The following is a 13163-nucleotide window of genomic DNA, read 5'->3' as shown; positions in this document are numbered from 1 at the left end:
GGATCCGCTGGTCACGATGCCGCCTGGTGTGCGCCGCGCCACTTCAGTCGGCGCTGGCCGGATACCCCCAGGGGGTATAGGTTGGGCCCATGACGGAGACGAGCACCCACACCGAGCACCACGCTCACAGCGGGCACGCCGGGCACGACCCCGAGGCCTTCCGGCGCAAGTTCTGGCTGAGCCTCGCCCTCACCGTCCCGATCGTGCTGACCAGCGAGATGGTCATGGACTGGTTCGGCTACCAGCTGGACTTCCCCGGCATCACCGGGGTCGGCCCGCTGCTCGGCACGGCCGTCTTCCTCTACGGCGGCCGGCCCTTCCTGACCGGCGCGCTCGCCGAGATCCGCAGCCGAACCCCCGGCATGATGCTGCTCATCGCGATGGCCATCACCGTCGCCTACGCGGCCTCCCTCGCCACCAGCCTCGGCCTGTTCGAGCTGGACTTCTGGTGGGAACTGGCCGCCCTGGTCACGATCATGCTGCTCGGCCACTGGCAGGAGATGAAGGCGATCGGCCAGGCCCAGGGCGCCCTCGCCGCGCTGGCCACGCTCCTGCCCGACGAGGCGTCGCGGATCGGTCCGGACGGCTCCACCACCGACGTACCCATCGCGTCTCTGCAGGTCGGCGACCTGGTGCTGGTGCGTTCGGGCGGCCGGGTGCCCGCCGACGGGCGCATCGTCGAGGGTTCGGCCGAGATGGACGAATCGATGATCACCGGAGAATCAAGACCGGTTTCCCGTACGCCCGGCAGCCGCGTCGTAGCCGGCACAGTCGCCACTGATTCGGCTGTTCGCGTGCGGGTCGACGCCGTGGGTGAGGACACCGCCCTGGCCGGGATCGGGCGGCTCGTCGCGCAGGCGCAGGCGTCCCGGGGACGCGCCCAGGTACTGGCCGACCGGTTCGCCGCGTGGCTGTTCTATGTGGCCGCGGCGGCCGGGTTGATCACCTTCGTCACCTGGTGGGCGCTGGGCGACCTGGACCAGTCCGTCGTACGGACCGTGACCGTGCTCGTGATCGCCTGCCCGCACGCTCTCGGCCTGGCCATCCCGCTGGTCGTCGCGTTGTCGACGGCGCTGTCGGCGCGGGCCGGCATCCTGGTCAAGGATCGGCTGGCGCTGGAGCGGATGCGTACGGTGAACGCGGTCCTCTTCGACAAGACCGGCACCCTGACCAAGGGAGCGCACACCGTCACGGCGGTCGCCGCCGCCGACGGTCACACCGAGGCCGACGTGCTCCGGATCGCGGCCGGGGTCGAGAGCGACAGCGAGCACCCGTTGGCCAAGGCGATCGTGGCCGCCGCCCCGTCGCGGGCCACGGCGACCGGTTTCCGCTCGCTCACCGGGCGCGGGGTGCAGGCCGAGATCGACGGGACGACGTACGCGGTCGGCGGTCCGGCTCTTCTGCGCGAGCTCGGGGTGGAGCCGTCGGACGCGCTGACCGCCGAATCGGCCCGCGGGGCGGCCGTCCTTCACCTGATTCGCGTCGGCGACCGGGCGATTCTCGGGTCGTTCGCGCTCGAGGACGAGGTGCGTCCCGAAGCCCGGCAGGCGATCGAGCAGCTACGCCGGCACGGTGTCGAACGGATCGTGATGATCACCGGGGACGCCCGTCCGGTGGCCGAGGCCGTCGCCGCCGACCTGGGCCTGGACGAGGTGTTCGCCGAGGTGCTGCCGGCCGACAAGGACAAGGCGGTCGCCGACCTGCAGTCGCGCGGGCTGCGGGTGGCCATGGTCGGCGACGGCGTGAACGACGCCCCCGCCCTGGCCCGGGCCGACGTGGGCCTGGCCATCGGCGCCGGCACGGACGTCGCGATCGAGTCGGCCGGGGTGGTGCTGGCCTCCTCCGACCCGCGGGCGGTCAGCAGCGTGATCCGGTGGTCCCGGGCCTCGTACCGGAAAATGATCCAGAATCTGGCCTGGGCGGCCGGCTACAACATCATCGCCATCCCGCTCGCGGCCGGCGCGCTGGCCTGGGCCGGTTTCACGCTGAGCCCGGCCGTCGGCGCGATCCTGATGAGCGCATCGACGATCGTGGTCGCCGCGAACGCCCAGTTGCTGCGGCGGGTCCGCCTGGACCCGGCCGGCCAGTGACTGGCCGAACGGACCATAGCCGCCACGACTCCCCGATAGATAACGTCCCGATGTTTCTATTGATCACGGGGGATGTTCGTGTTGTCACTTCGCCGGCTGCTGATCGCGGCCACTGCGCTCGCCCTGGCCGTTCCGGCACCCGCCCACGCCGCCGCGGCCGCACCGTTCACGCTGGTCGTCCCGGATGTGGGCGTCTCCAACGTCACCGGTTCCTATCTGCCGGTGGTGCTGGCCCCGGACGCCGGCGCCACCCTGCCCGCGGCCCTCACCGGGGCACACCTCGAAGTGGACACCACCGAGGTCGCCGGCTTCGCGTCGGTGTCGATCCCCGACGGAGATTGCGCGACCACCTGCCACCTCGACACGGCCCAGGGGTGGCGGCTGCCGCAGCTGTTCGCCCACACCAAGGCCGGCGCCGCGGTCGGCACCTCCGGAACCATCAAGGTCACGCTGACCGCCGACGGGATCACGCCGCTCGTCACCACCGCCAAGCTGACGGTCACCGACGTGCACGTGGTCGCGCGGCCGGCCACGGCTACCTACACGGCCAAGGACGGGACCGAGCAGGTGACGGCGGTCGTCCAGATCACCAACCTCGGCTCCGAGCCGGTCACCGACGTGAGCTGGCGCCTGGTCGTCGATCGGGGCGCGGAGTGGCTGCCCACGTACGGACCGAATACGAACTGCCGGTACGGCTTCACGGAGGGCGACAAGTTCGCCTACGGCAGCGAGGAGTCCTGCGACACGTACGGCATGGTCCTGCAGCCGGGTCAGACGTACACCGTGAACGACACGGTCCTCATCGCCCCGGGCGCCAAGAGCGGTGACCGGTTCGGCTTCCGGGCCACCTGGTGGGCCGGTCCGGGTGCCCGCGAGGTCACCGCGGCGCTGCGGCAGCTGTCCGGGATGCACGTGTTCTCCAAGGGCATCAACGTCCCGCATCCGCTGCCGGACGGCACTGCTCCGGCCGAGCCTGCCGCCGCGGGAACCCAGCTGACCGGAACGCTCCTGATCGGCGACCAGCCGGCCACCTCGCCGCCGACCTCAGCGCCGACCTCACCGGTCGCGACCGAGCCGACTGCGGGCGTCACCACGGCGCCGGGTGGCGTCGCCGCTCCCGCCCCGGACGGCGGCTCCGGCGGCGGACTCCCGATCACCGACACCGACACGATGCTGGTCGCCGTCGCCGGAGCGGTCTTGATCGCCGGAGGCGCGTTCGCCTTCCGCACGGCTCGTCGCCGACGCACCCGCTTCACCGCCTGACGGCACCCCGGCGCGGGCGGCTCACCCGAGATTCCCGGCCGGCAGCACGGGCCCGTGGCGCCGCTGCCGGATCGCGGACTGTCGGCATGGGCGACAATCCGTGTCATGGCTGCAGTCTCGTGGGACCTGTGACGGCCGGCTCATGCTTGTCTGGCTGGCGTCCTTTCCGCGTTCGGGCAACACGTTCCTGCGGATCGTCCTGAGCCGGCTCTACGACGTGCCGGCCTCGGTGATCTACGACTACGACGGCGTGGCCGATCGGCTCGGTCCGGAGTTGATCGGCGCCATCGACCGGCCCGCATCACTCGACGCGATGCGCGGCAGCGATCAAGTGCACCTGATCAAGACGCATCGCCCGCGCGACGCGGACGTCCACGACGACGACCGGGCGATCTGCCTGGTCCGCGACGGCCGCGACGCCCTGGTCTCGTGGGCCCGGCAGCTGAGCGAAGACCCAGACCGCGATTTCCGTACGGAGCTGACTTCGCTGATCGCCGGCACTCGTGGCACCCGCGGCTGGGGCGTGAACGTGCTGAGCTGGCTCGACCCGCCCGTGCCCCACCGGTTCCGGCTCCGCTACGAAGACCTGATCCGCGACCCGGCCGGAGCCGCCGCCCGGATCGTCGCCACACTCGACCTGCCGTGGCGGCTCGTGCCCGGGGCGACGATCCCGACGTTCGCCGAGTTGCACGCCACCGACCCCGGCTTCTTCCGGCGCGGCCACACCGGCACACACCGCGACGAACTCCCGGACGACCTGCACGACCTGTTCTGGTCCCACCCCGAGAACGCCACCGCCATGACCCGGCTCGGCCCGGGGTTTTGTTCTGGGCGTGACCACTCACGCAGGTCGCCGTGACGCGCCTCGCGTTCTGGACGCGCCAGCGGCCAGCGAGGCACGGCGCGGTCCCCGCGGGAGCGACGGTCTGTCACCCACCACCCCGCTGGGACCGGATGAACTTGATCTTGATGGTTCGCCGCCTGAATTGATCTTCTGAATGAACGATCGATGCGCGGACGCCGGTCCGGGAGTCGCCTGGGAGAGTGTGGGGCTGACAGGGCGCCTGCGGGTGGTTGATAATGCCGCGGCACATGCGTCGGCACGGGGAGAAGATTCATGTTGAGGCTCATCAATCGACGGTGGGGCCGGGTCGTTCCGGTGTTCGTGGCTGGGGCCGGCCTGTTGCTGGGGTCGGCGGCTCCGGCGCTGGCGGCTGACGAAGAGGAGCTCACCGCGGTCGCCCGGCCCGACGGCTCGTCGCGCACGCTGATGCTGGGCGGCAAGGCGACGGTGGTCCGCGGCCTCGAGATGACGGTCGACGGTGGTCAGGTCGTGCCGGCGTTCTCGCTCGGGTTCGCGGGCGCGCTGCCGGCGGACGACGACTACACCAGCCAGGCCTGGCGCGACAGCGGGGTCGGCAACCTGACCGCCGTCCAGTGGACGCTCGACCGTGGCTTCCCGTCGAGCGACCGCGCCACGCTGATCGCCGACGCCGGGGTCAAGGTGCCCGCGGGTGCGTCGACGGCGACCGTCGATCAGCTGCTCCGGATGGGTACGCAGGCGGCGCTCTGGCACTCGACCAACCGGGTCACGCTCAACCCGTGGCGGGCGGGGGCGGGCCTGGGCAACGAGAACGAGTACGCCGTGATCAAGAAGGTGTACGACTTCCTGATCCGCGAAGGGAGCCGGACCGAGCCGCGGCGCGAGGTGACGTTCGAGGAGGGCTCGTTCAACGACGCGCCCGTGCTGTCGGTGCACGCTCCGGGCGGCGAACTCGACCTGAAGATCGAGGACGGCTACGCGGTGACCGACAGCCGCTACTCGGGCGGCACCTGGCTGATCACCGAGGTGGTCAACGGGGGCGGGTTCCCGTTCATTCTGTCGACCAAGGCCGGCGTGCCGACCAAGGTCACGGTGAGCGCCCCGCACGCGATCACCCCGGGCGTGGTCTTCACGGCGGACGGCACGCAGCCGATCACGCCGGCCGTGGGCTACGGCGAGCCGGTCACCGCCACGTTCACGAAGCAGTACACGGTGACGACCACGACGCCGCAGCCCAGCCCGCCGCCGGGTGGCGGCTCGCCCAGTGCCACGCCGAGCGCGTCGCCGACAGCCACCGTGCCGGGCGACGCGGACGGCGACGACAACGGCGGTGGCAGCCTCCCGATCACCGGCGCCCCGACCGGCGCTGTGCTGGGCGGCGGTTTGCTGCTGCTCGTCGCGGGGGCGGTCCTGGTCCTGCTGGTGCGACGCCGTCGCATGCACTTCACGTCCTGACCTGACAACACGGAAACGGCCCGCATCACGTGATGCGGGCCGTTTTGTTGCCGTGGAGCGTCAGGCGTTCGAGCGGTGCAGCAGGTGGATCTCGTCGGGCTCGGGCGGCAGGTCGTCGACGCCGGTGGCCTCGGCCTCCTCGTGGCGCTTGTGGGCGCGGGGCAGGGCGAGCGCGGCCACCACGGCCAGCACGGCGACCGCGGCGCAGACCCAGAAGCCGTCGGTGAAGGCGGCGTCCGTGGGCAGGCCCTGCGGCGTGGTGTTCGACGTGATCACGGCGGCGACCACGGCGGTGCCGATGGAGCTGCCGATCGTACGGGCAATGGTGTTGACGCTCGTGGCCTCACCGGTCTGGGCCGCGGGCACGGCTTCGATGATCGCGTTGGACATCGCCGCGAAGGCGAAGCCGATGCCCGCGCCGGTCAGGATGCCGGACGCGAGGACCTGCCAGATCTGCCCGTGCGCGACGGCGGGCAGGGTGAACGCGGCGACCACGAAGATCGCGCCCAGGAACATCGGGAGCTTCGGGCCGAACTTGCGGTTGAGGATGCCGGCCAGCGGGCCGAACACGACCATCATGACGACGGTGGGCAGCAGGAACAGCCCGGCCTGCGAGACCGACTTGCCAAAGCCGTAGCCGGTCGCCTCGGGCAGCTGCAGCAGCGTCGGGACCAGCAGGAACGTGCCGAACATGGCGAAGCCGAGGATCAGCGCGACCAGGTCGGTGGCCCACACGCCGCGGATCCGCATCAGCTTCATGTCGATCAGCGGCTCCTTGACCCGCAGTTCGACCAGCACGAAGGCGACCAGGCCGACCACGCCGACCGCGAGCAGGCCGATGGTGTTGAACTCACCCCAGCCCCACGACTGGCCCTTGCTGATCGCCAGCAACAGCGCGACCAGCGACACCGACAGGATGGTGGCGCCGAGCACGTCGAGCTTGCCGGGAGTGCGTACGGGCGATTCCTTCATGCCGAAGACCGCGCCGATCAGGGCGATGACGACGAGCACGAGCGGCAGCCAGAACAACCAGTGCCAGGACAGGTGCTCGACGATCGGGCCCGCGGCGACGATGCCGATGCCGGCGCCGACACCGAAGATGGCCGAGATCAGGCCGACCGTGGTGGCGACCCGCTCGCGCGGCAGTTCGTCGCGGACCATGCCGATCGACAGCGGCAGGATCGCGCCCGCCGCGCCCTGGAGCACCCGGCCGACGATCAGGACGGTCAGGTTGGGCGCCAGCGCCGAGACGATGGTGCCGACGGCGAGGATGGCCAGGACGCCGATCAGCACCTTGCGCTTGCCGGCCATGTCGCCGAGCCGGCCCAGGATCGGGGTCAGCACCGAGGCCGACAGCAGGTAGGCCGTCACGACCCAGCTGACGTCGCTGGTCGACACGTTCAGCTCGCGCCCGATGGTCGACAGGGCCGGCGACACCAGCGACTGCAGCACCGCGAACGCGAGACCGCCCAGCGCCAGATAGAGGACGAGCATTCCGCCGCCCTTGGGCCGGGACCCGGGCGCTTCGATCGTTTCCGTCATGACGAACTTCCCCGACGCTAGAAGTAAACGCTTGCTGACTTATTATTCGACCGTCGAGGGCATAAGTAAACGGTCGCTTACGTCACATCGGCAGTAGCTCAGTCGGTGAGCGGTAACCACATATAGAACTCGTCGCGATCGTCGCCCGGGGCCACGCGGAGGGCCCCGGGTGTGCGGCCGGTCTCGCGGTAGCCGAGGCGTTCGTAGAACTTCTCGGTGCCGGCGCCGCCCCGCACGGTGACCTGCAGCGCGTCCAGTCCCAGAGCCCGGCCGACCGTCGCCGCCTCCCGCATCAGCGCGGCGCCGTAGCCACGGCCCTGGTACTTGGGCGTGACCATGACCCGTTTGAGCACCCGCCAGTGCTCCTTGAGCTCGAACCGGTTGCTCACCACGAACAGCAGCGCGACCAGCTCACCGTCGTCGAAGCCGGCCAGCAGGTGATCGACGCCCTCGCTGACCCCGGCCAGCGCGGCCCCGGCGACCGGCGTGACCTGAGCCGGCGTGACTGGTGCGACGAAACCGACCGCCCCGCCGGCGTTGGTGACCTCGACCCAGAGCGCGACGATGCTCGCCCGGAGGTCGTCGGTGAGCGGCGGATCCAGCACGAACTCGATTCCCATGCGGGAATCCTCGCCCAGCCGCCTCTGTGTGGTGCGGAAGGGGGGACTTGAACCCCCACGCCCTCTCGGGCACGGGCACCTAAAACCCGCGCGGCTGCCTATTACGCCACTCCCGCCAGAATTGCGTCCCCAGTCTAAACGCTTCCCGGACGAGGGGCTGCACGCAGCACGGCGGCCGCCTCGCGGATCGAGCCGCGTGACAGCCGCCGTGGGTCCGGGATCCCGCAGGGGGTCTTGCCAGAGACATCGCCCGCCCGGGGAATGACCTGAGGATTTCAGTCGATCCCGAGGTCGCGCCGCAGCTTCGCGACGTGGCCGGTGGCCTTGACGTTGTAGAGGGCCCGCTCGATCACGCCGTTCTCGTCGATGACGAAGGTCGAGCGGATCACCCCCATGTAGGTCTTGCCGTAGTTCTGCTTCTCCCCGTACGCCCCGTACGCGTTCAGGACGCTCTTGTCCTCGTCGCTGACCAGGGGGAACGTGATGGCGTCGTGCTCGCGGAACTTGGCCAGCTTGGCCGGGGTGTCGGGGGAGATGCCGATCACCTCGTAGCCCGCGGCCTGCAGCGAGGCCAGCGAGTCACGGAAGTCACACGCCTGGGTGGTGCAGCCGGGGGTCATGGCGGCCGGGTAGGCGTAGAGCACGACCTTGCGTCCGCGCAGGTCCTTGAGGGTGAGCCGGTCGCCGTTGTCGGTCGGCAGGCTGAAGTCGGGCGCCGGGTCTCCGGCGGCGAGTCGGACGGTCTCAGTCATGGTGTTGACACTAGACCGCCGCCGTGAAACAGCGCCGAAAGGTGTTACGAAACGGAAACCGGATCCGGTGCGACGGCCGGCACGGCGGCCCGCATGCGCAGCACCCCGGTGAGGGCCATGCCCGCGCCCAGGCCGAGCGCGAGCGTCACGGCCAGCCGGGCCAACCAGCCCGGGCCGACGGTCGCGGTCACCGCGGCGAAGAAGATGCGCGTCTCGTTGAAACCGCCGAACAACGCCACCACGGCCCCCGACAGCGCCAGGAAGAACGGCGGATGCCGCCACACCGCGGCCAGACCCAGCAGCCCGGCCAGGATCAGCACCGGGGGCGGTGTCTCACCGTCGAGGACACGCATTCCCGCGTACGCGAGAGGGGCCAGACCGGCGAGAAGAGCGATTGCCCGTACGGACGCGGGCCACCGATGGGCCAGGGTCGCCGCCGCGAGACCGGCCAGGACCGCGCCCGCCCACCACATCCACGCCACCGGGGGCGGTTCCCAATCGAGGGTGCCGCGGATCTCGTACGGCGTGGTCTGCACCCGCAGCGGCACCGACCACTCGCTCAGACGGTGGCTGTGCGACGGGTCGGCGATCGCCTGCGGGGGCCGGCCGTCGCCGCGCCACTGGGTGCGCTGGTCGTGCCACCGCACCGTGGTCGAGCCGGAGATCTTGCGCCAGGACGGCGGCGCGGTGACGTCGGCGCCGGCCGGGGGCACGACGTCACCGGCGAGCGTCTCGTTCACGTACGCCGCCGGCGAGTTGACGTTCTGCCAGGTGCCGTCGGCCCGTACATCCAGGTAGGGCTCGCCGGCGTACCCGAGGATCTCGACCGAGTGCCCGGTGTCGTTGGTCAGTTCGAGCCGCGCCCCGGCCTCGACGGACCGGACGCGCACGTCGTCCAGAGTGGTCGAGGTGACGGCGGAGCGGTACGACGTTGCGCCCGGAATGTCCCCACCGTGCGCGAACGCGGGGGTGGCCGGGACCAGTGCGGCCCCGGCCACCGCCACGATCAGCGTGAGCCGTCTCACCCGGCGGCCGACGTGACGGCCTGGGTGAACACCTCGGTGGTGGGCAGCGTGTTGTTCGGCCCCTCGACCTTCTTGCCGTTCACGACGATGGTCGGGGTGCCGTCGTAGCCGCGGGACGAGAACGTCTCGGTGACCTTGGTCGCCCACGAGTCGTACGTCTTGTTGTTGACCGCCTGGGCGAACGTGTCACCGAGCCCGACCGACGTGCCCAGCTCGATCAGCTTGGCGTTGTCGAGCCCGTCGCTGTTCTCTTCGGGCTGGTTGTCGAAGAGCACCTGGTGATACTCGAGGAACTTGCCGCCGACCGCCGCGGCGGCCGCCGCCCCGGCCGCGCGGGTCGAATACTGCGTGCCGTTCGAGGCCCGGTCCAGGATGGACACCGGGTGGTAGCGCACGGTGATCTTCTTGTCGGTCACCATCTGCGTGATCGTGGACCCGGTCTGCTTCTCGAACTCGTGGCAGATCGGGCACATGAAGTCTTCGTAGATGTCGACCGTCACCGGACCGGTGCCGACCGCGAACGCCGTGCCCTCGTCGACCGCCACACTGGGCGTGTTGACTTGCGACGCCTCGGTCTTCTTGTTCTGGTTGGCCAGCACGCCCCAGCCGACGAGGCCGGCGATCAGCAGCACGGCGACGACGCCGACGGTGGTCCAGATCGTCACCCGGCGGCGTCGCTCGGCCGCCTTCTGCTGCTCGACGATCCGCTTGGCGGCCGCGCGGTCGCGTCCCCTGTTGCCCTTACTCATCGATCCCCCATCAGAAGCCCGTCGACCGAGAACTTGGACCGCGGCTTCCACAGCAGAATGCCCGCCAGTGCGAGGAACCCCACATCACGCAGGATGTCCAGGCCGTACTCGGCGGTGCGGCCACCGGTCAGCGCCCCGCCCTTGCTGAAACAGCCGCAGTCGATCTGCAGCCCCTGCGACCAGGCCCAGATGATGCCGCCGATGAAGATCAGCAGCAGCACCGCGGCAATCGCCGCGATGAGCCGGGTTGCGATACCGATCAGCAGGAGCAGGCCGAGTGCGATCTCCAGGAACGGCTGAACGGCCCCGACCACCTTGGCGGTGTCGTAGGACATCAGCTCGTACGCGTTCACCGCGCGCGCCGAGGCGGCCAGGTCGGTCACCTTGAGCCCACCGGCGATCAGGAAGACCGCCGCCAGGCCCAGACGCGCGAGTGTGGAGATCCACGGCCAGGCCGTCGAGAGCCGGGACGGCTGCTGCGTCAAGTCCATGGTCACGCCCGTTTAGTCGAAGCAAATGTCCCGCCGGTTCCCCTCATTGTGCTGGGGAATGGCTGGGAATTACCTGATTAGACGGCGCGAGCCTGGGATACGGCCGTGACCAGCTCGTCGCGGGCCCGGGCGACCCGGGAGCGGATCGTGCCGACCGGAACATCCTCCACCTCGGCGGCCTCGGCGTAGGAGAGTCCAAGGACCTGGGTCAGGACGAAGGCGGTGCGTCGCTCGTCACTCAGCCGGCCCAGCAGGTCGGCCGTGGTGAGCCGGTGGGCCGGGTCGGGCGAGGGCGAGGCCGTCCACGCCTCGGCCGCGAGCTTGGCGTCGAGCCGGCGCCGGCGGACCACCGAGCGCAGATGGTCGGCGCAGGTGCGGCGGGCGATGCCGAGCAGCCAGGTGCGGGCCGTCGAGCGGGCCTCGAACGCGGGCAGGGCCTTGAACGCGCGAAGATAGGTGTCTTGTGTCAGGTCGTCGGCCGCACCCGGGTCGACCAGGGCGGCGGTGAACCGCCAGACCTCGGCCTGGGTGGCTCGGACGAACGCCGCCGTGGCGGCCGCATCTCCCGCCCGGGCGGCGAGGGCGAGCGCGGTGGTTTCGTCCAGGCCGTCCATGGCCCAGCATCGTACGCCCCCCGGAGTGGGCAGTCGTCGACACGATCGGGCAGCATGACTCCCATGAGTGTTGATCGGCGCCGGGTTTGTCGCGTTTTCGCGGCCTTCGCGGGGGTGGTGGTCGGCTTTTTCGCGGTGATGATGGGCCCTGCCGCTCCGGCCAGTGCCCACGCCGCGCTGGTCGCCAGTGACCCGGGTAACGGCACGATCGTCCCCGATGCGCCGAACAAGATCACGCTCAACTTCAGCGAGTCGGTGGCCCTGCTCTCCGGCAAGATCCAGGTGCTCGCGCCCGACGGCTCCCGCGCCGACCAGGGCGAGCCCACCGCCGACGGCGGCACGGTGTCGATCCCGTTGCGCTCGGGCGGCGGCCGGGGCACCTACCTGGTCAGCTACCGCGTGCTCTCGGCCGACAGCCACCCGGTCGGCGGCAGCCTCACCTACTCGGTCGGCGCCGCGTCGGCCACCCCGACCGCCACCGTCGACGACACCAAGGTCGATCCGGTCGTACGGGCGGTCATCCCGGTCGGCAAATATCTCGGCTACGCCGGTCTGGTGCTGCTGGTCGGGCCCACGCTGGTGCTCGCGCTGCTCTGGCCGCACCGGCTGAGCCGGGTCGGTCCCGGCCGCCTGGTCTGGACCGGCGTCGGCCTGGTGGCGTTCAGCACGCTGCTCGCGCTGTGGTTGCAGGCGCCCTACTCGACCGGGTCGGGGATCTTCGACGTACGGGTGGGGGATCTCCGCGACGTCCTCGGCAGCACGTTCGGCGCGATCATGCTGGTCCGCCTGGGTGTGATCTGCGCGGCCGCCCTGCTGCTGCGGCCGATGCTGCGCGGCAACGGCGCCGACTCCAAGACCGACCTGGCCCTGCTCGGCGTGCTCGGGGTGGCCGCGCTGGCCACCTGGCCGTTGACCGGGCATCCGACCGCGTCCCCGGTGGCCGGCGTGTCGGTGGTGGTCGACGCGATCCACCTGGCCGCCATGTCGGTGTGGCTGGGCGGGCTGGTCATGCTGGTCGGCTTCCTGCTGCGCAAGGCCGACGGGCGCGAGCTCGGGGCCATCCTGCCGATCTGGTCACGCTGGGCCGCCACCTCGGTCGCGGCGCTGATCGTGGCCGGCGTGATCCAGGCGCTGATCGAGGTGTCCTCGCTCGACGGGCTGATCAATTCGACGTACGGGCGGCTCATCCTGGTCAAGGTCGGCCTGGTGGCCATCGTGCTCGGCGTGGCCTGGTACTCGCGCAAGCTGGTCATGTCGAAAGCGGCCGAGGAATCGCCCGGCAGCCTGCGGCGCGTGGTGTGGGTCGAGCTGGCCATCACCGCCGTCGTCATCGGCGTGACCTCGGCGCTGGTGCAGATCTCGCCGCCGCGCACGGCCGAGGCGGCGAGCACGGCGGCCGCCTCGACCACGATCACCAAGACGCTGACCAACGACAAGATGGCGCTGCAGATCGACGTGTTCCCGGCCACGGTCGGCAACAATTCGATTCACCTGTACGCCTACACGCCCGACAACAAGCCGCTGACCGTGGTCGAGTGGAGTGCGACGGCGGCGCTGCCGTCGAAGGGAATCGAACCGATCGAGATCCCGTTGCTGCGGATCACCGATTTCCACGCCGTGGGCGACATCGCACTCCCGTCGGCGGGCGAGTGGACGTTCAAGGTCACCGCCCGGACCAGCGACATCGACCAGTCGACCCTCTCGACGACGGCGACGATCCGCTAGACGCAATTGGCTGG

General features: G+C 70.6%; 12 protein-coding genes and 1 tRNA gene. 5 read left to right on the top strand and 8 right to left on the bottom strand.

All coding sequences use genetic code 11. The annotated features are described in order from the left end of the window. The first annotated feature begins 89 nt into the window (after positions 1-89). The 4 genes from KOI35_RS39800 (at position 90) to KOI35_RS39785 (ending at position 5631) form a co-directional block, all read left to right on the top strand. Entirely contained in the window at positions 90-2090 is a 2001-nt protein-coding gene (locus KOI35_RS39800) for a copper-translocating P-type ATPase (RefSeq protein ID WP_215794559.1), read from the top strand. 78 nt (positions 2091-2168) lie between these two features. After that, on the top strand, positions 2169-3353 hold the full coding sequence (locus KOI35_RS39795; protein WP_215794557.1) for a hypothetical protein: 1185 nt from the start codon (positions 2169-2171) through the stop codon (positions 3351-3353). Positions 3354-3495: 142 nt separating this feature from the next. After that, positions 3496-4212, top strand: a complete 717-nt coding sequence (locus KOI35_RS39790) for a sulfotransferase (RefSeq protein ID WP_215794554.1) — start codon at positions 3496-3498, stop codon at positions 4210-4212. A gap of 258 nt (positions 4213-4470) precedes the next feature. Further along, positions 4471-5631 (top strand): thioester domain-containing protein, encoded by a 1161-nt coding sequence (locus tag KOI35_RS39785; RefSeq protein WP_215794552.1) that lies wholly within the window; start codon positions 4471-4473, stop codon positions 5629-5631. 60 nt (positions 5632-5691) lie between these two features. Here KOI35_RS39785 and KOI35_RS39780 read toward each other — a convergent pair whose 3' ends face one another. The 8 genes from KOI35_RS39780 to KOI35_RS39745 all read right to left on the bottom strand — a co-directional run bounded on the left by KOI35_RS39780 (position 5692) and on the right by KOI35_RS39745 (position 11424). Then, positions 5692-7173 carry an MFS transporter gene (locus KOI35_RS39780; RefSeq protein WP_215794550.1) on the bottom strand — a complete coding sequence of 494 codons (1482 nt, stop codon included), beginning with the start codon at positions 7171-7173 and terminating at the stop codon, positions 5692-5694. A gap of 98 nt (positions 7174-7271) precedes the next feature. Next, complete coding sequence (locus KOI35_RS39775) at positions 7272-7793, bottom strand: GNAT family N-acetyltransferase (protein WP_215794548.1); 522 nt, start codon at positions 7791-7793, stop codon at positions 7272-7274. Between the two features lie 29 nt (positions 7794-7822). Beyond that, a tRNA-Leu gene (locus tag KOI35_RS39770) sits at positions 7823-7909 on the bottom strand. Positions 7910-8068: 159 nt separating this feature from the next. After that, positions 8069-8545, bottom strand: a complete 477-nt coding sequence (gene bcp, locus KOI35_RS39765; RefSeq protein ID WP_215794545.1) for a thioredoxin-dependent thiol peroxidase — start codon at positions 8543-8545, stop codon at positions 8069-8071. A gap of 44 nt (positions 8546-8589) precedes the next feature. After that, positions 8590-9570, bottom strand: a complete 981-nt coding sequence (locus tag KOI35_RS39760; RefSeq protein WP_308121356.1) for a hypothetical protein — start codon at positions 9568-9570, stop codon at positions 8590-8592. After that, positions 9567-10319 carry a thioredoxin domain-containing protein gene (locus KOI35_RS39755; protein ID WP_215794543.1) on the bottom strand — a complete coding sequence of 251 codons (753 nt, stop codon included), beginning with the start codon at positions 10317-10319 and terminating at the stop codon, positions 9567-9569. Before KOI35_RS39755 ends, KOI35_RS39760 begins: the two co-directional genes overlap by 4 nt. Further along, a complete protein-coding gene (locus KOI35_RS39750; RefSeq protein ID WP_215794667.1) occupies positions 10316-10810 on the bottom strand; it encodes a MauE/DoxX family redox-associated membrane protein in 495 nt (164 codons plus the stop codon). Before KOI35_RS39750 ends, KOI35_RS39755 begins: the two co-directional genes overlap by 4 nt. A 77-nt stretch (positions 10811-10887) precedes the next feature. Beyond that, positions 10888-11424 carry a sigma-70 family RNA polymerase sigma factor gene (locus KOI35_RS39745; RefSeq protein WP_215794541.1) on the bottom strand — a complete coding sequence of 179 codons (537 nt, stop codon included), beginning with the start codon at positions 11422-11424 and terminating at the stop codon, positions 10888-10890. A 54-nt stretch (positions 11425-11478) separates the two neighbouring features. On the opposite strand from KOI35_RS39745, the gene KOI35_RS39740 reads away from it, so the two are divergent. Continuing rightward, positions 11479-13149, top strand: coding sequence for a copper resistance CopC/CopD family protein (locus KOI35_RS39740; protein WP_215794539.1), 1671 nt, complete (start codon positions 11479-11481; stop codon positions 13147-13149). Positions 13150-13163 lie beyond the last annotated feature (14 nt).

Origin of the sequence: Paractinoplanes bogorensis (genome assembly GCF_018829635.1) — a bacterium.
Classification (GTDB): Bacteria; Actinomycetota; Actinomycetes; order Mycobacteriales; family Micromonosporaceae; genus Actinoplanes; species Actinoplanes bogorensis.
Note: the sequence above shows the minus strand (reverse complement) of the source record. Positions and strands in the feature narration are given on the sequence as shown.